The sequence below is a fragment of the Arthrobacter sp. TmtSoilC48 genome (genome assembly GCF_059739425.1).
This window is the reverse complement of sequence record NZ_AP046049.1, coordinates 1415719-1436572: the sequence shown is the minus strand read 5'-3', so window position 1 is coordinate 1436572 and position 20854 is coordinate 1415719. Positions and strand designations below refer to the sequence as shown.

The following is a 20854-nucleotide window of genomic DNA, read 5'->3' as shown; positions in this document are numbered from 1 at the left end:
TTGTCAGCTCGATTCAGCAGGTTGTCGGATGCACTCTCAGATGTGGGTGCGGTTGGCGGTCCTGATCCTGATGGCGGCGGCGGCCAGAATCAGCATGCCGGGCACGATCACGAAGAGCGCCTGAAGCATCCACACAAACACCACCGCCATGAACACTGCTGCCAGCAGGAGGAGCGATCCACTCCAGTCGCGGACGGCATCAGTCTTGGCTTCGGCGTAGGCCGCCTGCCAGCGCTGCGGCCCCGGGAGTTCGGCGGCATCGCCACTCCAGTTCACGCCCCCGCTCCAATTGGCGGCGAACCGCAGGAATAGCACCGCGCCCGCTGCGGCCAAAATCAAGGTCGCCGGAAGGATGACTGCCCGGCCGGGCAGTTGACCAACCCAAGCGAGCAGCAGGTTCAGGACAATCACGACGGCGGCTGCCGCCGTCGTGATTCCCGTCCTCCAACTGCCGGGCAGCGCCCGGCGGAAATTGCTCCAAAGGCTGCGGAGGGAATCGTCCCTGCCGCTGAGATGCCGTTCCAGGTGGGCGACGCCGGCAGCATAGGCGGCCGGCGCCGTCACCAAGGGAATCGACAGGAGAAGGACGATGACGCCCGCAAGGATGGTCTCGGCAAAGAGGGCAAAGCGGTTGACCGGAATGCCGGGCTTCTCCGCGTGGGAATTTCCTGAGGTGTCCATGACGCTCATCTCCTGTGAATCCTTAGCCCTTGAGGCCCTGGGTTGAAACGCCTTCTACGATGTACCGCTGGAAGACCAGGAAGAAGACCAGCACGGGCAGGAGCGCAAGAACGGACATGGCGATCATGGCACCGTAGTCCGAGCTCTGGGTCTGGTCCACGAAGAGGCGCAGCGCGAGGGGAAGCGGATACTTTTCGGGGGTGTTCAGGTAGAGCAGCGGGCCCAGGAAGTCGTTCCAGCTCCAGATGAAGGAGAAGATCGACGTGGAGATCAGTGCCGGTTTCATCAGCGGGAGCATGATCGAGCCGAAGATTCGGACGTGTCCGGCGCCGTCGATGCGGGCGGCCTCGTCCAGTTCGGCCGGGAGGCCACGCATGAACTGGACCATGAGGAAGACGAAGAACGCGTCCGCGGCGAGGAACTTGCCGATCAGCAGGGGCACGTAGGTGTCCACCAGGCCGAGCTGCTGGAACACGATGTACTGCGGGATGATCACCACGTGGAACGGGAGCAGCAAGGTGGCAATCATCATGCCGAAGAACAACCCACGGCCTGGGAAATTGATCCTGGCGAAGGCGTAAGCGGAGATGGACGCCGACAGGACAGTGCCCACCACGGCGCCGACGGCCAGAATCAGGGAGTTGGTGAAGAACGTCAGGGTGGACACCCCGCCGATGCCGTCCATGGCCGTGACGAAGTTGTCGAAGCTGAAGTTGTTGGACCATAGCTGGGTGGTGGAACCACCGATTTCAGAGTTCGGTTTGAAGGACGAGGCCACCATCCAGAGCGCCGGGTAGAGGACCACCCCCACAAGCGCCAGCGCAACGATGTGGAAGATGATGCTTTTGATGCGCTTGGCGGTGCCCGACTCAGACTTGGGATTGTAGTCCGGGGCCGTCGTGGAGGGCGTGGATTGGGTGGGCGTTGCCATGGTTGTCATTTTGAATCACCGCTGTAGTGGACCCAGGACTTGGAGGTCTTGAAGAAGATCAGCGTGATGATGCCGACCACGATCACCAGGAGCCAGGCCATAGCCGAGGCGTAGCCCATCCGGAAGTCGCTGAAACCGCGCAAGTACAGGTAGAGGGTGTAGAAGAGGGTGGAGCCTGCCGGGCCGCCTTCACCGTTGGAGATGATGTACGCCGAGGCGAAGATCTGGAACGCGTGGATGGTTTCCATGAGCAGGTTGAAGAAGATCACCGGGGAAAGCATGGGCCAGGTGATGTTGAAAAACTTACGGACCGGGCCGGCGCCGTCCATCGAAGCCGCCTCGTAGAGGTCGGCAGGAATCTGCTTGAGCCCGGCCAGGAAAATCACCATCGGGGCGCCGAACTGCCACACCGTCAAGAGGATCATCATGGGCATCGTCATGGATGGATTGCCCACCCAGCCGCCGAGGTTGATCCCGAAGAAGGACAGGCCTTCATCCACAGGACCGGAATCGCCGAACATCGCCTTCCAGACAATAGCGATGGACACGGACGCGCCGATCAAGGACGGGGCATAGAACGCGGAGCGGTAGAAGCCCTGGCCCTTGCGCTTGCTGTTGAGAAGCATCGCGATCGCCAACGCCGCCGCCAGCTTCAAAGGGGTACCGAACACTACGTAGCTAAGGGTCACTCCCACTGACTGCAGGAAACGTTCGTCCTGGAAGAGCGTGGCGTAGTTGTCCAGGCCTATCCATTTGGGGGGATCGAAGAGGTTGTAGTTGGTAAAGGAAAGGTACAGCGAGGAAATCATCGGGCCCACGGTCAGGGCAATGAATCCGAGCAGCCAAGGAAGCAGGAAGGTGTAGCCGGCGCGGGCGTCCGCCCCTCGTCTCCGCGATGTACGCGGCTGCGAGGGAGCGGACGACTGGGAGCGCCTGCTCAGGGCTGGGGTTTGAGTCACGGGATCAGTCCGTCAGTTGGGAAGCCTGGATCAGACACAAAAGTCTGCTCAGGCATTCTGCTTGATAAGGTCTTCGGCTTCCTTGAACCACGCATCTGCAGCGGCGTCGATGGTGAGTTTGCCGTAATTGAGCTCGGAGCTGACGCGCTTGAAAGAGGATTCAAGCGTGCCGAAACCGACGATGGGCGGCTGCGGAGCATCCTTGAGGTACTTTTCGATGGACTTTTCATAGTCCACAACCAGCTTGTCTGTGCCTTCGAAGGTGGTTCCGTCGCGCTGGGTCTTGGATGCCGGAACACCACGGGAGGTCTTGAAGATCTGGCCTACCTCAGGGTCGTTGACCATGAAGTCGATGAAACGGGCAGCAGCATCCTTGTATTTGGTCTTGGCGCTGGCCACCATGAGCATTGACGGCTTGAGGAAGAGTCCCAGGTTGTCGGGGTTGTCCGACGGAACCGGCACCAGCTTCAGTTCCTTGGCGCCGCTATCTCCGAGGTAACCTGCCATGAAGTTGTCCCACGTGGCTTCGGTGGCAGTGACGTTTGAGCCGAACGGGGACTTCGGCAACAGCTGCGTCGTTTTGTCTTCGCCCACTAACGCCGGGGTTCCGCGAAGCTGGGCGGTAGTGTTCCACCACTTCTTGAGGTCGTCCTTGGAGAACCCGAGCTTGCCTTCATCCGTAAAGGCCTGAATGTTGTTTTGGCGCAGCCAGATGTTGAACATCCACCAAACACCGGTGTAGTCGGTGCCGCCGAACAATGTTCCGTTGCCTTTCTGCCCCACCTCGGCAAGGAAAGAGTTGAACTCCTTGTAGTTCCACGTTCCATCAGGCTCAGCGATGCCCATGGCCTTGAGCTTGGCGGGGTCGTAGTAGACCGCGAAGGCGTTGGTGCTGGTGGGGATACCGTACGTCTTGCCACGGATCTGGCCCGAGGGCAGCAGTGACTTGTCGAAGGCGTCCGTGTTGATCTTCACGGTGCCCAGGTCCAGTAGCTGGTTGCGCTGGCCGTAGTCGCGCAGGTAGGACAAATCCCACTGCATGACGTCCGGCAAGCCACCACCGGCAGCTTCAGTGGCGCGCTTCTGCCAGTATCCGGCGAAGTCGGTGAAGTTGCCGTTGACCTTGATGTCAGGGTTCTTGGATTCGAACAGTGCGATGGCCTTGCGGGTGCGCTCAGCACGGTCGTCGTTGCCCCACCAGGTGTACGTGATGGTCACGGGGTTATCGGCAGAACCCGTCTTGCTGGACGACGAAGACTGGCCGCAGGCGGACAGGAATGCCGCGGATGCAGTGCCAAGGGCCACCGTGGTGAGGAAATTCCTTCTGTTGATCATGAGAGCCTCCTTGCTCAGTTGGTGCAAGCCTTTTCGGTTCCCCACCAGGGAGAGTGACCTCGCTTACACTCGTTCTGAATCGATACAATATCCCCAATCGGGAATCTGGGCAAGCGTTTTCCAAGATCCTCGCCTAACCTGATAGCAGCCAAGCTCCACAGTTATCCCGCACAGCCGAACCTGACCAAGGAGTCCCCTTGTCCTCCCCTGAACTCTCCCGAGGCACATCCGAAAGCCCGTCCGAAAGCCCGTCCGGAGCATCCTCCATATGGAACAGCATCAATGGCCTGGCCTACGGCGGCGACTACAACCCTGAGCAATGGCCCGAGGACGTCCGCCGTGAAGATATCGAGCTCATGAAGGAGGCGGGGGTCAATTTCCTGAGCGTCGCCATCTTCTCCTGGGGCCTGCTGGAACCGGTAGAAGGCCAGTACGATTTCGGCTGGCTGGACGACGTCCTGGACAACCTCCACGAAGCCGGCATCAAGGTGGCATTGGCTACGGCTACCGCGTCACCGCCAGCCTGGCTGGCCAGGAAACACCCCGAAATCCTCCCCGTGACAGCGGAAGGAACAAGGCTGGAACGCGGCTCGCGACGTCACTACACGCCGTCGTCCTCGGTGTACCGCAAGTACGCAACCACCATGACGAGGGTCATCGCCGAACGCTACAAGAACCACCCTGCGCTGGCATTGTGGCATGTGGACAATGAGCTCGGCTGCCATGTTGGCGAGTTCTACGGCGAAGAAGACGCTGCCGCATTCCGGGCCTGGCTGGAACGCCGGTACGGATCCATCGAGGCGCTCAACGAGGCATGGGGAACCGCGTTCTGGTCCCAGCATTACGCCTCATTCGAGGAAATCATCCCGCCCGGCGCCGCACCCACCACCCTCAACCCGGGACAGCAACTGGACTTTGCACGCTTCAACTCGTGGGCGTTCATCGATTACTACCGCGCCCTGCTGGCAGTAATCCGCGAAGTTACACCGAACGTCCCGGCCACCACCAACTTCATGGTTTCCAGTGCCACCAAAACCTTGGACTACTTCGATTGGTCCAAGGACATGGATGTAATCGCGAACGACCATTACCTGGTGGCTGCCGATCCTGAACGGGAAATCGAACTTGCCTTCAGCGCTGACCTCACGCGCGGCGTGGCCGGGGGCGAACCGTGGATCCTGATGGAACACTCCACATCGGCGGTCAACTGGCAGCCCCATAACCAGCCAAAGATGCCCGGGGAAATGCTCCGCAACTCCCTGGCCCATGTGGCCCGCGGCGCCGACGCCGTCATGTTCTTCCAATGGCGCCAGAGCAAGGCTGGATCTGAAAAATTCCACTCAGCCATGGTTCCGCACGGCGGTCGCGACACACAGGTCTGGCGCAATGTGGTGGAGCTCGGCGAAGCCCTCTCCAAGGTGGAATCCGTGAAGGGTTCCCGCGTGGAATCGCGCGTTGCTTTCGTCTTTGACTACGAAGCATGGTGGGCCTCCGAGCTGGACTCGCACCCAAGCCAGGACCTGAAGTACCTGGAAACCATGCGTGCTTTCCACCGCTCGCTGTACCTGCGTGGTGTCAGTACGGACTTCGTCCACCCCTCTGCCGACCTCTCCGGCTACGATCTCATTCTGGTCTGCACCCTCTACGCCGTGACAGATGCCGCGGCCGGCTCTATCGCTGCCGCAGCAGAGGGCGGCGCAACGGTCCTCATCAGCTACTTCAGCGGCATCGTGGATGAGCAGGACCACGTTCGGCTGGGTGGCTACCCGGGCGCTTTCCGCGAATTACTGGGTATCCGAACCGAGGAATTCCATCCGCTCTTCCCCGGCAGCACAGTCACCCTCAGCGATGGAACACTTGGTTCCTTGTGGAGCGAGCACGTTCACGTGGCTGAATCTGAGGGCGGGCCAGCTGAGGTCCTGGCCACCTTTACGGACTACCCGCTCGACGGCGTTCCCGCCCTCACGCGCAGACCCACCGGGGCGGGGGCGGCTTGGTACCTTGCGACACTACCCGACGCCGACGGCATCGATTCGCTGACCGCCCGCCTGCTGGAGGAAGCTGGGGTGACGGCCGTTGCCGAGGCTTCTGCCGGCGTCGAACTTACACGGCGGCGATCCGCGGATGGCAGCAGTTTCCTCTTCGCCATCAACCACAGCCGGGAGGACGTGACCGTGAAGGCCGACGGCGACGAGCTGCTGAGCGGAGCGCGCTTCACCGGCGTGGTCCCCGCCGGAGCTGTGGCAGTTATCGCGGAAGACTAGCCCAACCAAGTAGCAGCAGTGCGCGTTTTGACGCCTCAAAACGCGCACAAATGCGACTCAGTTGGGTGCACGCGCGCAAAAACCGCGCCCCGGACGGATCACGAATGATTCGCCCGGGACGCGGTTCTCTTGGTGCCGTGGTTCTCTTGGTGCTGTGGTTCTCTTGGTGCGGTGGTTCTCTTGGTGCGGTGGTTCTCTTGGTGCGGTGGTTCTCTTGGTGCGGTGGCGCCGGAAGCTAGGCTCCGATCGCGGACTTCATCTCGTCCACGGCCTTCTTGCCGGCTTCCTCAGTGGAGAGCCTGTTGAACAGGACTTCCGAGGAGTAGCGCTTGATGATTTCCTGGATGGCACCTGCACCCTTGGGCGGCGCAGCCGGGGCTTCACCGAGCTCGGGCTGGATGTCACTGATGAAGTTGACCACTTTGGTGTCCGCCGGGGCCAGCTTTGGAGCGATTGCTTCGCGGACGTCCGAGTTGGGGTAGACGCCCCGGTCAGCCAGCAGAATTTCGCCGGCCTTGACGTTGTTCGTCAGGAAGTCGATGAACTTCGCCGTCTCTTCAGGGTGCTTGGTCCTGGACGATGCAGACCAGAACTGGGAGGCCTTGTACCAAAGCTGGGTATCAGCGGCCTTGCCCGTCTTGGACGGGAAACGGAGGATTTGCAGCTCCCCGCCCGCAGCTTTCTCGAGCGCCGGCAACTGGTTGGACCACCAGAAGGCCATGCCGTTCTTGCCCGTTGCCAGACCGCTCTGGTCCAGCGGCGCAGCTTCGGCTTCAACTATCTCCGAAGCCGACGGAACGGCCTTCTTCTCGCTCATATCCTTCAGGAAGTCCCAGTAACCTGCGATGTCCGAGGGTTCGAAGCCCAGCTTGCCGTCCTGTGTGTACAGCGACTTGCCATTCTGGCGCAGCCACACACCCAGGGACGCCTCGTCGGTACCGTATGCAGCAGCCCCGTAGGTTCCCTTCGGCGACTTGCTGGTGACCTCAGCAGCGATGCGCTCGAAGTCTTCCCACGTCCAGGTCTTGTCATCCGGGAGTGCAACGCCGGCAGCCTTGAAGACCGCCGGGTTGGCCAGGATCGTGGCAGCGTTGATGCCTGCCGCAATACCGGTGAGCCCCTTTGCGCCCTTGCCTGCGTTCAGTGCGGCCTCGTCCAGCTTGGAGGTGTCGATGTCGTACTTGGAGAGGTCCAGCAGCGCGCCGCGGGTGGAGTACTCGGTGATGTACTTTTCGTCCATCTGGATGATGTCCGGAGCATCGTTGGCAGCAACTTGCGTTGCCAGCTTGTCCCAGTAGCCGCTCCAGTCGCCATACTCGGCCTTGACCTTGATGTTGGGGTTCTCGGCTTCAAAAGCTGCAATGGCTGCCTGCGTCAATTGCGCACGTTTGTCGCCACCCCACCAGGAAAAGCGGAGTTCCACCTTGCCGTCGGCACTCTTTGGTTCTGCGCCACCGCCGCAAGCGCTAAGCGCCAGAACGGCAGCAGCTGTGGCAGCGATAATGGCCGAGGCGCGAAGCCGCCGCCTGGACCGCCTGCCCTTGGGTTCCGATGCCCGGGCCTTGGAAGCACCTTCGGGGGCGACTGCTTCACCCTTTGGAAATACCGGCACTGTTGTCTCCGATCCTCTTTGATCTTGATGCGAACTGAGAAAGCGTTTTCTTGCGTGGTTTTTATGGTACAAGTCACCATCTTGTGTGACAAGATCCCAGCTTGTATTACTTGTCGGGGCGAAAGCCCCGGACTTCCAGTGAGTACGGCAGGGTCCTATTTGATGCCCGTAGTTGCGATGCCCTTGATGAGGAACCGTTGGCCGAACAGGAAGACAAGGAACACCGGGAACAAGGACACGATGGACATCGCGAAGAGTGATCCCCAGCTGGTAGCGGACTGCGAGTCAACGAAAGCGCGAAGCGCTACGGGGACAGTGAACATGTCCGGATCCGTGAGGTAGATGAGCGCACCGAAGAAGTCGTTCCACGTCCAGATGAAGGTGAAGATGGTGGTGGTGGCGAGGGCAGGAACCATCAAAGGCAGAATGACGCGGAGGAAAATCCTCGGGTGGCCGGCGCCGTCAATGCGGGCAGCCTCATCCAGTTCCTTCGGAATGCCACGAATGAACTGCACCATGAGGAACACAAAGAACGCGTCCGTAGCCAGGAGCTTCGGCACGATCAGCGGCCAGAACGTATTCACCCAACCGATCTGCGAAAACAGGATGTACTGCGGCACGATCACAACGTGGAACGGCAGCATGATGGTCAGCAGCATGATTCCGAAGAACAGCTTTTTGCCACTGAACTGAAGCCGGGCGAAGGCATAGGCGGCCATGGAGCACGAGATCAGGTTTCCGACGATCGAGCCGAGTACGACGATCGCAGAGTTGATCATGTAATGCCCGAACGGGTGCGTCAGCGCAGACCAGCCATCGGTGTAGTTGCTCATTTCCAGGTTGTTCAGCCAAAGGCCCGGCTCGCGGAAAATGAGGTCATTGGGCCGCAGCGAGGAAACAACCATCCACAGCAGCGGATAGATCATGATCCCGCCAACGAGGATCAGGATGGCGTGCTTGATGAGTCCCTTGATGCGGGCGTTCCGGCTGAAGGCCAGGTTTCCTGGCGATTCGCGGCGGCGCGGGCTTTTACTGGGCTTGCTGCTTTGGGCCTCAGCTGCGGCCGGGAGGGTCTGGATTTTAGTCATCGTAGAACACCCAATACTTTGAAGCGATGAAGTTGATGGCAGTGAAGACACCGATAATGACCAGAAGGAACCAGGCCATCGCCGAGGCGTAGCCCATATCGAACTGGCCGAAGCCCTTCTGGTACAGATACAGCGTGAAGAACATGGTGGAGTCGGACGGTCCGCCGTTGCCGCCGGAGACGATAAATGCCTGCGTGAACGACTGGAACGAACCAATGATTTGCAGCACCAGGTTGAAGAAGATGATGGGGCTCAGCATCGGCAGCGTGATCCGCCAGAACTTCTGCAAGGTGGTGGCGCCGTCAACTTCAGCGGCCTCGTAGTACATGTTCGGGATCTGGCGCAGGCCCGCCAGGAAGATGATCATCGGGCTGCCGAACGTCCAGACATGCAGCAGGATGATGGAGCCCAGCGCCGTGTTTGGATCCGAGATCCATCCAGGCCCCTGGATTCCGATCATGGCAAGGACCTGGTTCACAAGGCCGGTGGTGCCGAAGATCTGCTTCCAAAGAATCGCAACAGCCACAGATCCGCCCAGCAGGGACGGCAAATAGAAAATGGAACGGTAGAACGGAAGGCCACGAAGCCCTTTGTCCAGGACCAGTGCGATGACCAGGGCCACAGCCAGTTGGAGCGGCACGCCTACCAACACGTAGGTGAAAGTAACCCGCAAGGAATTATGGAGGCGGGCATCGCCGAACATGCGGACGAAGTTGTCGATTCCCACCCACTGCGGTGGTTGCAGAAGGTTGTAGTCCGTGAAGGACAGATACAACGACATCAGCATCGGACCCACGGTGATGACCACGAGGCCGATCAGCCACGGAAGCAGGAAAACATAGGCGGCCTTGTTGTCGCGGCCGTTCGCCTTCTTCTCTTCCTTGGTCATGGGCCCCTTGCGGCGGGTCATGGTGGAGAGTTCGCCGATGGCGCTCATGGCTTCCCTCCAGCCTGACCGCGAACGCCTTTCGGCGTCCCCGTGTGTTCATATGCGGCCATGTGGTCTCCTTTGGTCATCGTGGCCATCCACGGAGTACGAGTGTGGTTGATGCTTGCCTTCCGGGACGCCGCCGTTCTCCTGGCGGTACCCCTTGACTCGCCGGGATGTGCATCCTGGTGATCAGCGGCTCCGTACCAAAGTAAACGCTTTCTTGACCCATGTACAGCCTTTTGCTAATTTTTGAGAAAGCGTTTTCTGAGGAAGTCGCCCATACCTGGTTTACACACGCCGAAGCAGCCCGGCGTGTGCTTTCGCACATCATCCGCACCAAAAAGGCAGGACACCATTGTTCCCCAAGCACGGCGACTGCCATGACCACTGCTGACATGGCAGGAATGCCCATCCGCCCCAGTGCTCTTGGCCGCTACGAGGATTGGCCCGCTTACGCCGCCCGGAAGCACTTCGCGGCAGGCTCTCCAAGTGCGCAGCAGTTGGTTGACACCCTCGGCGTCCCTCCCACTGCAACGGTTCCGGAATACAGGGTAGGCACCGAAACAAAGCACGACGGCGTCATCACCACCCGCCTGTCCTGGCAGCTTGGTTTCGGGCCAAGGACCTCGGCTTGGTTCGTGCGGCCAACCGGCATCACGGACCCACTACCCGGGATACTGGCCCTTCATTGCCATGGCGGGATCAAATCCCATGGCGCGGAACGGCTTGTCCTGCTTCCAGGAGATGAAGGGAACGACGCCGGGGCCACCGCTCCGGTTGGCTTCGGTCCCGTGCCGGCCCAGTTACGGGAAAAGCTCTACGGTGGGCGGCCCATGGCTACATGGCTTGCCCAGCAGGGTTTCGCTGTCCTGGCACATGACGCCTTCATGTGGGGCAGCCGCGGCTTTGACCTGGAAAACCAGCCTTGGCGGACGGCCCGGGCCGTCGACGGCCAGCACGCACTGTGGCGGGAGGCCGGCGTCGAACCATCCGCGGCGGATCTCTACAACGCAGCAGCGGCCGATCATGAGGAAACCGTGGCAAAAGCCGCAACGCTCCTTGGCACCAGCATCGCCGGGACGGTCGCGCATGACGACCTCGCGGCGTTGGGCGTCCTGGCGTCCCTCCCCGGAGTCGATCCGGAACGCCTTGGTTGCACCGGATTTTCAGGTGGAGGCGGCCGGGCCATGGTGCTCGCCGCCCTTAGTCCACTGATCCGCAGCTACGTGGTCACCTGCATGATGACCACCTTCGCGTCCCTCCTTCCCGCCTACCTCGATGCGCATTCCTGGTTGCTCCACTCCCCTGGCCTGTCAAAGCTGGGGGATTGGCCCGATCTGGTAGTGCGTTCAACTGCCGGCGCTGTCCTGGTCCAATACGCACTGGCCGACCAGCTGTTTCCGGAAGCAGGCATGCGCGACGCCGATGCCCACCTTTCGCAGCGGATGCCGCCTGGGCGGTACACAGGCAGCGTTTGGCCCGGGCCCCATGTTTTTTCCACCGCCATGCAGGAAGAGGCGGCAGCTTTTCTCTCCTCCACCCTCCAGGCCAATGAAGCCCCGGGTTTCCCCTCAACTGATCCCGCTAGGACAGCACTATGACTTTGCCCGTAACGGCGCCCCACACAAGCTCGGCCACCCACAACCAACTGCCCCGGGTAGCACTGGTTGGCGTTCACGGATTCGGCGAACGACACCTTGAAAACCTCCATCGGCTCAATTCCGCCGGAGTGCTTGAACTAGTGGCTGTTGCCGATCCACAGCCACCGGCCCAAGGCCAGTTGCCTCCCGATGTGGGCGTCTACAGTTCCTTGGATGAGCTCCTGGCTGCGGGAAATGCCCCCGACGTCGTCATCATTTCCACTCCTATCCAAACCCACGCCCCGCTCGCCCTCGCCGCTTTGAGGGCCAGCGCCAACCTCTACCTCGAAAAGCCTCCCGTGGCTTCCATGGCGCAGTACGAAAGCGTCCTCGCAGCGTCGGCGAGCGCCGGGCGGATGGTTCAAGTCGGTTTCCAGAGCCTTGGTTCACACGCCCTTCCCGCCATTGAAAAGCTTGTGGCATCGGGGGAAATCGGCGAGGTCCGCAGCATCAGCGCGACCGGCCAGTGGCTCCGGACAAAGCGGTACTTCACGCGCTCCCGCTGGGCCGGCAAGCGAAACCTGAACGGTACGGATGTTGTGGACGGCGTTGCGACGAACGCCTTGGCACACGCCGTGGCCACCGGGCTGCGACTCGCCGGTGCCAGGACCCTTGCGGACGTCGACTTGGTTGAAACCGACCTTTACCGGGCGAATGACACCGAAAGCGATGACACCTCAGTGATCAGGGTCCGGACCGCAACAGGCACAGTGCTGACCTGCGCCCTGACGTTGTGCGCGCCCGTGCAGTCAGCGCCATCGGTGACCATCTACGGCACGCTCGGGCAGATCCGGCTTTCCTACACCGAAGACAAAGTGGAGATCACTACTCCCGACGGGATCCGGAATGAGGCTTTCGGGCGGACGGACTTGCTGGAAAACCTCCTTTCAGCACGGACCGAACAGGATCTGCTCAGCCCATTGAGTGAAACGGGCGCCTATATGTCCGTGTTGGAAGCGGTCCGGACCTCGGACGCACCCCGGCTCATCCATCCGGACCATGTGACGTGGCTGGGCGAAGGCGACGACGCCCATGCCGTGGTGCAGGACGTGGAATCGTGGATCCGCCGGGCCGCCCTTGGGCAAGCAACGTTTGCGGAACTCGGGACGCCGTGGGTTTCGAGGACGGGGGCTGTACAGACGGGGGCTACAGCAGTCAAGCCAGAGCTGAAAGTCAGCGGTGTATCCGTCGCTGCGATGCACGACGGCTCGCGCATCCGGCCAACCTCCTCGCCGCGTCCATACCTCCACCCCGTGCGAACCCTTGCCGGCACGGTTGTAAGTGACCACATTCCGGAGGACCATGTGTGGCACCTTGGAGCAGGGGTCGCCATCCAGGATGTCAACGGCGTCAATTTCTGGGGTGGCCGGACCTACACCCGCGACGCCGGAGCGTACGTCTGGCGCAAGGACCACGGCCGCGTGCTCCTTGAGTCTGCGGAGCACAGGGATGGCCAGAGGCACGAGCTTCTGAGCTGGGTGGGCCCCGACGGCAAGCCCCTCCTCCGCGAACAGCGCGAGTGGCGCTGGGCCGCCGTCGGGAATTCCGCCTGGCAGCTGACGCTGGACTTCACGCTCGAATCCGCCACGGGACGCCCGGTGCTGCTGGGCAGCCCCGGTTCCAACGGAAGGCGGCAGGGCGGTTACGGTGGCTTCTTCTGGCGGCTGCCAAAGGTCAATGATGCGACCATCTGGACCCCTGTGGCGCGTGGTGAAGATGCCGTCCATGGCAGCGTCGCGCCCTGGCTGGCTTGGTCAGGAACTTTCGACGCCGGAACGGGCGGGGGTGTTGCTGCGGGCGACCCGGGCCTGGGCCATCCTGCAACGCTCGTCTTCCTGGCATCCCCCCAAGCCCCGGACCCCTGGTTCGTTCGGCACTCGGGCTATCCGGGTGTGGGGCTGTCCTTGGCCTGGGAGTCCCCGGTGGCCGCAGAACCCGGCCGCCCTGTGCATCGCACCGTCAGGGTGCTCATCGCTGACGGCTTCCTGGCCACTCAGGACATTGAACAGCTCATCTCAACCCAGGGGGACCCAGCATGAACGCTCCGACTCAATCTGCAGTAACACCCGGCACCGCGCCAACATCCGGCACCGCGTCCCCGGCTCCCGGCAATGCCGCCGACCGCGTGGTGAAGCGCCGCCGCATCCTGGACATCCTGGACCATTCGGGTCGCGACTCACTTCTGCTCACCAGCAACACGGCACTCACGTGGTACCTGGACGGCAGCCGGGTCCATATCAGCCTGGCAGGGGATCCCATCGCGGCCCTCCTGGTGGATCGAGCCGGGGATCACTTGGTGACGTTCAACAATGAAGCCGGCCGGATCGAGGCCGAGGAACTTCCGGAGGGCGTCAACCTGCACAGTATTCCGTGGCACGGCCAGTTGCACGCATCTGCGGCCGCGCTGGCCGATAACGGAAACCCGCTGATGGAAGCCGCCGTCGCAGGGGAACTACGGGCAGCGCGACAACAGCTGCTGCCTGCAGAAACAGCCCGCTACGCCCGGTTGTCCGCCGACGCAGCAACCGCGATGACGGACGTCCTCACGGCAGCAACGCCCGCGACAACCGAATTTGAGCTTGTCTCGGACCTGGCTGCCCGGATTGTGGCAGTGGGCGCCGAGCCCCTTGTGCTGCTGTGCAACGGTGCTGCGAGAAGCAGTTTCCGCCACCCGCTGGCAACGCACGCCCCCATCGGGCGCAGGGCCATGGTTGTGGTTTGCGCACGTCGTCATGGCTTGGTGGCCAACGTGACCCGTTGGGTAGCGTTCGACGCCGGTAGCGCGCAGGAGCTCGACGCCGAAGCCCGCATCGCGGCAGTTGAAGCAGACATCTTCCGGGCCACCGTGCCGGGTGCCAAGCTCAACGAGGTCTTCGCCGAGATTCAGGATGCCTATGTGCGCCACCGTTTTGGTCCAGAGCAGTGGACCCTGCATCACCAAGGCGGTCCTGCAGGTTATGCGGGCCGTGATCCGCGGGTCACCGCGGACGTTACGGACAGGATCGTCCTCCACCAGCCGTTCACGTGGAACCCCTCAGGACCTGGTGTGAAAATCGAAGACACCGTGCTGCTCACGGACTCGGGGCTGCGGGTGCTGACCGTGGACGACCGCTGGCCGACGACGGAAGTGGACGGTCGCCGTCGTCCGATCACCCTGCGGCGGTAGCGCCTTCGTCAAGCTCGAGTCAACGCGAAAGAGGCGGGGTCACCGCGATTGTGACCCCGCCTCTTTCATCTGCCCTTACCCAAGTAAGTCGCAGTTAAGCGCGTTTTGAGGGCTCAAAACGCGCTTAACTGCTACTTAGTTGGGCGCGCTGTAGGTGAGTTAGCCGAGCGTCAGCACACCGTCCACACGGCGCGGGATGCCCAACGGGTTCGCCTCGCGCAGGGCCGGGTGCAGGATGCTTTCCGGAGCGTCCTGGTAAGCCACGGGACGCTGGAAGCGGCGAACCGCGGTAGCGCCCACTGAGGTAAACGGCGATGTGGTGGCGGGGTACGGTCCTCCGTGCTGCTGCGACCAGTTCACGGCAACGCCAGTGGGCCAACCGTCAAACAGGACCCTGCCGGCGAGCTCACTCAGCTGCTCCACAAGCGCTGAAATGTCCTCACCTGGCTGCGCGTGTACGGTGCCCGTGAGGCTGCCTGGAACTTTGGCGAGCGCCTGTGACAGTTCGTCGTTGTTGGCGTACTCAATGAGGAGAGTTGTGGGGCCGAAGCACTCCTCCAGCAGTTCATCCGGACGTTCCAGCACATTGGCGGCGCTCGTTGAGAACACCACAGGAGCGGCGCCATCGGCCAGGCTGTCCTGATCCACAATTCCGCTCACCACCGCAACACCCGGCTGCTCAGCGACGCTGCGCAAGCCGTAAGGGTAGGCCTCCGCGATCCGCTCGGTCAGCATGGCGGCGGTCGGTTTGTCCTTGCTCGCCTCAGCCACCTGGGCAGCGAAGTCGGTGCCCGCAGGGATGAAAACGAGTCCTGGCTTGGTGCAGAACTGCCCCGCTCCCTGGGTGAACGAACCAGCCAGGCCAGCAGCAAGTTCTTTAGCACGATCGGCCAAGGCACCATCCGTGATGACCACCGGGTTCAGGCTGCCCAGTTCGCCGTAGAAGGGGATCGGTTCCGGGCGGGACGTTGCGAGGTCGAACAGTGCGCGGCCGCCGGGAATGGACCCGGTGAAGCCCACCGCCTTGATGGCTGGATCCTGCACCAATGCGGTACCGGCCTCGCGTCCGCTCACGAGTGCGAAGGTGCCCTCCGGAGCCCCGGCCTTGGCCAAGGCTTCGGTCACGATCCCGGCAGTCCGCTCGGACAGTCGTAGATGGCCGGAATGTGCTTTGACGATCACCGGACAGCCGACAGCCAGCGCCGATGCGGTGTCGCCGCCGGCCACCGAGAACGCGAACGGGAAGTTCGACGCCGAGAACACGGCCACCGGTCCAATCGGACGCAGGATGCGGCGCAGGTCAGGCCTGGGCGGGGTGGCGGCAGGATCCGCGTGATCGATGACGGCCTCCAAGTACGAGCCCTCCGTGATCACCCTCGCGAACAACCGGAGTTGGCCGCTCGTCCGCGCCACCTCACCGGTGAGCCGAACCGTGCCAAGGCTGGTTTCGGAGTCAGCTATGGCCACCAGTTCCGTCACGTTGGCGTCCAGGGCGTCGGCGACGGCGGTCAGCCAGGCTGCTCGCTCGGCGTCGGACGCTGCGGCGGTCACCTTGAAGGCTGCGGCGGCAGCGGCTGTAACCTCGGTCAGGTCAAGAGTTGCTGTACTCAATGTGGTTTCCTTTACTCTCAGGGGCGGAGCTCTGACGTGCGGCCGGCGTTGCGGCAAAGTCGAAGCCAAGACCTGGACGACCTACGGAGCTGAGCCTGCTGTTGCGGATTCGGATGGGAGAGGGCCCGGCGAGGATGCCGAGTTGCTCGAAGGAAGCGTCTTCGACTTCTTCCACGCTCACGGCCTCAGCCAAGGTGAGCGCCAATTGTCCGGAGAGCTCCGGCAAAAGGTGCGGCGCCACCCTGATGCTGTTCGCACGGGCCAACTCAACGATCCTGCGGAACGGCGTGATGCCGCCCACGCGGACAATGTTGGGTTGGATGATGTCCACAGCTTCGGCTTCGATGAAGTCACGGAAACGGTAGATAGTGTGGACGTTCTCGCCAAGCGCGATAGGCACCGGAGAATGTTTACGCAGGCGCCGGTAGGCCCACAGATCGTCAGCACGGATTGGCTCTTCAAGCCATTCCAATCCGTACTCCCCCAAAACATCCAAGGCACGGAAAGTGTGCGCCAGGTCCCAGCGTTGGTTGGCATCAATCATGAGCAGGCGGTCGGGGCCAATGACCTGCCGAACGGCTGCCACCCGTTCAGCGTCTTCGCGTAGCTCAGGCTTTCCCACCTTGATCTTCACAGCCTTATGACCAGCGGCAACCCAGCGCTGCGCCTGCTCCACGAGCTGTTCCAGGGAGTAGTGCAGATTCACGCCCGAGCCATAGACCTCCACCGATTCCTGGCGTTGGCCCAGAATCCCGGTGACGGACGTGCCCGCCTGCCGCCCTTTAAGGTCCCACAGCGCGAGGTCGACGCCGGCCATGGCGATGGTGGTCAGGCCTCCCCCGCCAGCTTCGTGCAGACGCTTCCACAGCTGGTCCCAGACGATCTCCGGGTTGGCCTCAAGCCCAAGGACGAAGGGGGCGATGTCGTGCTCCAGGAGCGCTTTGACCGCTTGGGGACCAATAGTAGGTGTCCACGAGAAGCCGTGGCCCAGGCCGCCGTCGTCAGTGGTCAGTTCGGTGACGATCACATGGTTCTCTGGGGCTTCAGCACCCCAGCTGCGCAGCAACGGAACCGTGATCAACCGTGTGCTGAGTCCGGTAATGCGCGCTGTCATCAGCTGACGGCCAACTCATGGCCCTTGGCCAGGATCGACTTGAGCTCCAACAGCTGTTCCTCCGTGGGGTCAACCAGCGGTGGTCGCACGGAGCCAACCGGGAGCCCTGCCAGGCGAAGGCCTGCCTTGATCAGCGAGACGCCAAAGCCGGGCGTCTGGTCCCGAAGCCTCACAAGGGGCGAATAGAACCCCTCGAGCAGGGCGTTGCGCCGTTCCTCGTCGCCTGACATGTAGGCGTCGTAATAGGCCTTTGCAATCTCCGGAGCCATGGCAAAGGCCGCCGAGGAGTAAAGCGGGATGCCCAAGCCGCGGTAAGCGCCCTGGGTCAGCTCTGCCGTGAGGAGTCCGTTGAAAAGTGCGAAGTCGGTTTGGCCGCTGGCGTTGATGGCCGATACGATTTCCTGCGCGAGGCCGACGTCCCCGATCCCGTCCTTGAACCCGATGACCTTGGGATTGGCAGTAAGGCGGGTCATGGCCGCGGCAGTGAACTTCGCCGTGCCACGGTGATAGACGATCACGGGCAGGCTACTGGCAGCGGCGATGGCCTCGACGTAAGCAACCACGCCGTCTGTTGGCCCTGTAACGAGGTACGGCGGGAGAACCAGCAGGGCATCGGCGCCTGCCTCCTCGGCAACCTTGGCGGCAGCAAGTGCGTGGCCGAGAGGGCCGCCGGCGCCTGCGACTACCGGAACAGCACCGTCAACAGCTTCGACGGCGGCAGCCACCACAGTGCGGATCTCATCCAGGGAGAGCGCATGGAATTCACCCGTGCCACATGCTGGGAAAACACCTCCGGGGCCGTAAGGAAGGCGCGAGGTGATGTGCTCCTTCAGAAGGGCTACATCCACCGAGCCGTCTTCGGCAAAGGGTGTGACGGGGAAAAACAGTACGCCGTCGAAGTTCATGGTGTCTCCTTGGTTGCTCCCGCCGGGACCAGGCCGGCGTGATTCTCGTCGTTGAGTAGTGCTTGCTCTGATGCTGCTGAGTCTTCGCGTTCGAAGGGCGTCGTAAGTTCGGTTCGCCAACTGCGCGTGGGCTCCCAGCCCAGAAGCTCATGCGCTTTCCCGATGGAGAACGCGGGGCTGGTGCCGGTCAGGTGTTCGGTAAGCGGGCCGCTGCCCGGCAAAAAACGCGGGAACAGCTCAGCGAGCGGAGCAATGGCCAAGGCATCCTTCGCTCCAACGAAGAAGACCTGCCCGTTGGGGATGGCGTCCATCTTCTCCAGCAGCACGTCCAGGAAGTCTGCCACGTCCCTGGCATCGACATAGTTGAACAGTGCCGGCGCGGACAGGGCGGGATCCTGCAACCGCTCGCGAACCGTGTGGCCCTGCTGCGTGGGCGCGCCCTGCCACTCCTCGGGGGAAATGACGTAGCAAGGCCGGAAGGCTGCGTACCGGATCTTGTCCCCCTGCGCCGCGGCAAACATCTGCACTGTCTGCTCGGCGATCAGCTTGGACAACGCGTAAGCATTCCAGGGCTTGGGCGGCGTCTGCTCGTCCAACGGGAACGACGGCGGCAGCCACCCGGCCGGTGAGCCGTAGCCCAGGGCGGTGGGGCTGCTTGCCGTAATAATCTTCGGAATACCCGCGTCGGTGGCTGCACTGATAACCGCGTAGGCGAGCCGGGTGTTGGTACTGAAGATGACTTCCTCAGGAGCGCTGAAAGGTACCGCGATAGCAGCGAGGTGGATGACGGCGTCGGGGTTTGTTTCCCGGAGGAGCCGCTCAGCTTCTCCCGGGGCCAAAAGGTCCGCCGCGTACTGCACGGCGCCGGCCGGCAACTGCTCCGCCGGGATGGCGTCGCGGTCAACCGAGACCACTTCGTGTCCGGCCTGGGCGAGGCCGGACACGACGCTGCGGCCGAGCCGGCCGGAACCGCCGGTGACGAAAATCCTGCTCATGGTGTTTGTCCTCGTGAGTGTTGGGCCGTTAGGCCTGGCCGCGGCTGAGATCGATGCCCAGGCCAAGTTCGCTGATGCGGACGGGGAGTTCGGTGTCCAGGGACTGGTTGCCGGCGATGCCGACTGAGACGGAACGGAGGCCATCGATATACCCCGACGGACGGCCCAGGGGGTCTACGCCGGGTCCATTGAAGAGGTCGGACAGCAGCAGGTTGTCGCCGCCTCCGTGGCCTCCCTCCCCGTTGACGATCGGGACTTCGTAGGCCGCCTCCCAGTGACGCTGGACCACCAGGCGCTCTCCATTTCGTCGAACGGCGTCTTCTTCCTCAACAGGCGTGGCACTGGGGTCCACCACAGTCTTCTTGTCTGTGCTGAATTGGACCGCTGCGCGCTCAACCACTTCGAGCTCGGCGCGGCCCTCCGTGCCGTTGACGCTGACCCTGTAGCCTTCCCACGGGCTGTGGGCGTTCAGCGAGTAACTCAACGTGGGCCCGTCCTGATAATCAACCACGAGGGCCAGGTTGTCCTCGATGGTGATGCCTTCCGTGAAGACGTCCTGGTCCCTCAGGTAGCCGTCGAACTTTTCGTTGTCGTAGTACAGGGCCTTCAAGCGTTCGTCCTCCCGCATGTCCAGGCGGAACGGATCACGCGCCAGGCCATCAACCGTGCCGCGGTCCGGGCGGGCACCCAGACCGCGCTCGGCAGCATTCTTGTCGCCATAGAACCGGAGCCCCCCGGAGGCGAAAACGCGCTCGGGGACGTCATTGATCCACCAGTTGACGAGGTCGAAGTGGTGCGAGGCCTTGTGGATGAGCAGGCCCCCGGAGTTCTTCTTCTCACGGTGCCAGCGGCGGAAGTAGTCCGCGCCGTGCACAGTGTCCAACACCCAGGTGAAGTCGATGGACGTGACCTTGCCGATCACGCCGTTCTGGATGATCTCCTTAAGGGCGGTGTTGCGCGGCGAGTAACGGTAGTTGAAGGTGACTACGACGTTCCGACCGGTTTCTGCCACGGCAGTGGTGATGCGGCGGCAGCCCTCGACATCGATCGTCAGCGGCTTTTCAACCACGACGTCGGCACCCGCCTCGAGCGCCTCCACGATGTAGTCCGCGTGGGTGTAGTCCGGCGTCGTGACAATGACGCGTTCGATGCCGTTGGCCTGGATGAACCCGGTCAGCTTTGCCGGCTCGAAGAACGCCACCGGCTCCGTTCCGCCGAGTTCCTTGATGAGTTCCTGGTAGAAATCCACGCGGCCCTGGTTCACGTCTGAGAGGGCGACGAGGTCAGCTACGTCTGCGTGCTGTCCATAGATCGCGCGAATGTACATTTCGGAGCGGCCCCCGGTCCCGATAAGGGCAATGCGGGTCCGATGGCGGGCAGTGCTTCCGGCGGAGAACCCGGAAGTGCCCGGTGCGGGCGACTGGGTCTCGGCGGTGTCGACGTTGACCATGGGAAGGCCCCTTTCAAAAGGCAGGAGTGAACCGCTTGACGGCCCGGCGTGATCTGGGAAGAATCATGAGAAAGCGTTTTCTCAGAGCGTTATAAGCTTTGTATCAAGACTCTGGCGGTTCCGTCAACCATTGCCCCAACGCAGGGGCAGCACGCGGACAGCCAACCGGAAG

The 20854-nt window shown here is 62.3% G+C and carries 16 protein-coding genes; 4 read left to right on the top strand and 12 right to left on the bottom strand.

The features are described 5' to 3' along the window. Positions 1-36: 36 nt before the first annotated feature. Genes AC6I97_RS06860 through AC6I97_RS06845 form a run of 4 tightly spaced genes read right to left on the bottom strand, consistent with a single transcriptional unit; the run spans position 37 to position 3906 of the window. Positions 37-681, bottom strand: a complete 645-nt coding sequence (locus tag AC6I97_RS06860) for a Poxvirus protein I5 (RefSeq protein ID WP_497946960.1) — start codon at positions 679-681, stop codon at positions 37-39. Positions 682-703: 22 nt separating this feature from the next. Beyond that, entirely contained in the window at positions 704-1621 is a 918-nt protein-coding gene (locus AC6I97_RS06855) for a carbohydrate ABC transporter permease (protein WP_497944485.1), read from the bottom strand. Then, positions 1618-2571 carry a carbohydrate ABC transporter permease gene (locus AC6I97_RS06850; protein WP_497944484.1) on the bottom strand — a complete coding sequence of 318 codons (954 nt, stop codon included), beginning with the start codon at positions 2569-2571 and terminating at the stop codon, positions 1618-1620. Before AC6I97_RS06850 ends, AC6I97_RS06855 begins: the two co-directional genes overlap by 4 nt. Before the next feature lie 48 nt (positions 2572-2619). Next, on the bottom strand, positions 2620-3906 hold the full coding sequence (locus AC6I97_RS06845; protein WP_497944483.1) for an ABC transporter substrate-binding protein: 1287 nt from the start codon (positions 3904-3906) through the stop codon (positions 2620-2622). Positions 3907-4103: 197 nt separating this feature from the next. Between AC6I97_RS06845 and AC6I97_RS06840 the strand changes: the two genes are divergently transcribed. Further along, on the top strand, positions 4104-6170 hold the full coding sequence (locus AC6I97_RS06840) for a beta-galactosidase (protein ID WP_497944482.1): 2067 nt from the start codon (positions 4104-4106) through the stop codon (positions 6168-6170). 235 nt (positions 6171-6405) lie between these two features. Here the strand turns inward: AC6I97_RS06840 and AC6I97_RS06835 are convergent, their stop codons facing one another. The 3 genes from AC6I97_RS06835 to AC6I97_RS06825 all read right to left on the bottom strand — a co-directional run bounded on the left by AC6I97_RS06835 (position 6406) and on the right by AC6I97_RS06825 (position 9807). After that, a complete protein-coding gene (locus AC6I97_RS06835) occupies positions 6406-7782 on the bottom strand; it encodes an ABC transporter substrate-binding protein (protein WP_497944481.1) in 1377 nt (458 codons plus the stop codon). Positions 7783-7937: 155 nt separating this feature from the next. Continuing rightward, positions 7938-8870, bottom strand: coding sequence for a carbohydrate ABC transporter permease (locus AC6I97_RS06830; RefSeq protein WP_497944480.1), 933 nt, complete (start codon positions 8868-8870; stop codon positions 7938-7940). Further along, a complete protein-coding gene (locus AC6I97_RS06825; RefSeq protein ID WP_223934407.1) occupies positions 8863-9807 on the bottom strand; it encodes a carbohydrate ABC transporter permease in 945 nt (314 codons plus the stop codon). The genes AC6I97_RS06830 and AC6I97_RS06825 overlap by 8 nt, the downstream gene beginning before the upstream one ends. 374 nt (positions 9808-10181) lie before the next feature. Between AC6I97_RS06825 and AC6I97_RS06820 the strand changes: the two genes are divergently transcribed. The 3 genes from AC6I97_RS06820 to AC6I97_RS06810 are packed head-to-tail and all read left to right on the top strand — an operon-like array spanning position 10182 to position 14607. Continuing rightward, positions 10182-11402, top strand: a complete 1221-nt coding sequence (locus AC6I97_RS06820) for an acetylxylan esterase (RefSeq protein WP_497944479.1) — start codon at positions 10182-10184, stop codon at positions 11400-11402. Beyond that, positions 11399-13480, top strand: a complete 2082-nt coding sequence (locus AC6I97_RS06815; RefSeq protein ID WP_497944478.1) for a DUF6807 family protein — start codon at positions 11399-11401, stop codon at positions 13478-13480. The genes AC6I97_RS06820 and AC6I97_RS06815 overlap by 4 nt, the downstream gene beginning before the upstream one ends. Then, positions 13477-14607, top strand: coding sequence for a M24 family metallopeptidase (locus tag AC6I97_RS06810; RefSeq protein ID WP_497944477.1), 1131 nt, complete (start codon positions 13477-13479; stop codon positions 14605-14607). Before AC6I97_RS06815 ends, AC6I97_RS06810 begins: the two co-directional genes overlap by 4 nt. Before the next feature lie 159 nt (positions 14608-14766). Here AC6I97_RS06810 and AC6I97_RS06805 read toward each other — a convergent pair whose 3' ends face one another. From AC6I97_RS06805 to AC6I97_RS06785, 5 genes are read right to left on the bottom strand one after another with little or no spacing between them, the layout of a single operon-like run. Next, positions 14767-16218, bottom strand: coding sequence for an aldehyde dehydrogenase (NADP(+)) (locus AC6I97_RS06805; protein ID WP_497944476.1), 1452 nt, complete (start codon positions 16216-16218; stop codon positions 14767-14769). Beyond that, complete coding sequence (locus tag AC6I97_RS06800) at positions 16199-17332, bottom strand: mandelate racemase/muconate lactonizing enzyme family protein (protein WP_497944475.1); 1134 nt, start codon at positions 17330-17332, stop codon at positions 16199-16201. The genes AC6I97_RS06805 and AC6I97_RS06800 overlap by 20 nt, the downstream gene beginning before the upstream one ends. Further along, positions 17332-18237, bottom strand: coding sequence for a 5-dehydro-4-deoxyglucarate dehydratase (locus tag AC6I97_RS06795; RefSeq protein ID WP_497944474.1), 906 nt, complete (start codon positions 18235-18237; stop codon positions 17332-17334). Before AC6I97_RS06795 ends, AC6I97_RS06800 begins: the two co-directional genes overlap by 1 nt. Next, on the bottom strand, positions 18234-19232 hold the full coding sequence (locus tag AC6I97_RS06790) for an NAD-dependent epimerase/dehydratase family protein (protein ID WP_497944473.1): 999 nt from the start codon (positions 19230-19232) through the stop codon (positions 18234-18236). Before AC6I97_RS06790 ends, AC6I97_RS06795 begins: the two co-directional genes overlap by 4 nt. Positions 19233-19260: 28 nt before the next feature. Continuing rightward, positions 19261-20682: a Gfo/Idh/MocA family protein gene (locus AC6I97_RS06785; RefSeq protein ID WP_497944472.1), complete on the bottom strand. Its 1422-nt coding sequence runs from the start codon at positions 20680-20682 to the stop codon at positions 19261-19263. Positions 20683-20854: the final 172 nt, after the last annotated feature.

Excerpts from the sequence above, each read along its gene's own strand:
- AC6I97_RS06790 (WP_497944473.1), bottom strand. The coding sequence starts at position 19,232 with ATGAGCAGGATTTTCGTCACCGGCGGTTCCGGCCGGCTCGGCCGCAGC.
- AC6I97_RS06815 (WP_497944478.1), top strand. The coding sequence starts at position 11,399 with ATGACTTTGCCCGTAACGGCGCCCCACACAAGCTCGGCCACCCACAAC.
- AC6I97_RS06810 (WP_497944477.1), top strand. The coding sequence starts at position 13,477 with ATGAACGCTCCGACTCAATCTGCAGTAACACCCGGCACCGCGCCAACA.
- AC6I97_RS06825 (WP_223934407.1), bottom strand. The coding sequence starts at position 9,807 with ATGAGCGCCATCGGCGAACTCTCCACCATGACCCGCCGCAAGGGGCCC.
- AC6I97_RS06800 (WP_497944475.1), bottom strand. The coding sequence starts at position 17,332 with ATGACAGCGCGCATTACCGGACTCAGCACACGGTTGATCACGGTTCCG.
- AC6I97_RS06855 (WP_497944485.1), bottom strand. The coding sequence starts at position 1,621 with ATGACAACCATGGCAACGCCCACCCAATCCACGCCCTCCACGACGGCC.
- AC6I97_RS06795 (WP_497944474.1), bottom strand. The coding sequence starts at position 18,237 with ATGAACTTCGACGGCGTACTGTTTTTCCCCGTCACACCCTTTGCCGAA.
- AC6I97_RS06845 (WP_497944483.1), bottom strand. The coding sequence starts at position 3,906 with ATGATCAACAGAAGGAATTTCCTCACCACGGTGGCCCTTGGCACTGCA.
- AC6I97_RS06830 (WP_497944480.1), bottom strand. The coding sequence starts at position 8,870 with ATGACTAAAATCCAGACCCTCCCGGCCGCAGCTGAGGCCCAAAGCAGC.
- AC6I97_RS06860 (WP_497946960.1), bottom strand. The coding sequence starts at position 681 with ATGGACACCTCAGGAAATTCCCACGCGGAGAAGCCCGGCATTCCGGTC.
- AC6I97_RS06785 (WP_497944472.1), bottom strand. The coding sequence starts at position 20,682 with ATGGTCAACGTCGACACCGCCGAGACCCAGTCGCCCGCACCGGGCACT.
- AC6I97_RS06820 (WP_497944479.1), top strand. The coding sequence starts at position 10,182 with ATGACCACTGCTGACATGGCAGGAATGCCCATCCGCCCCAGTGCTCTT.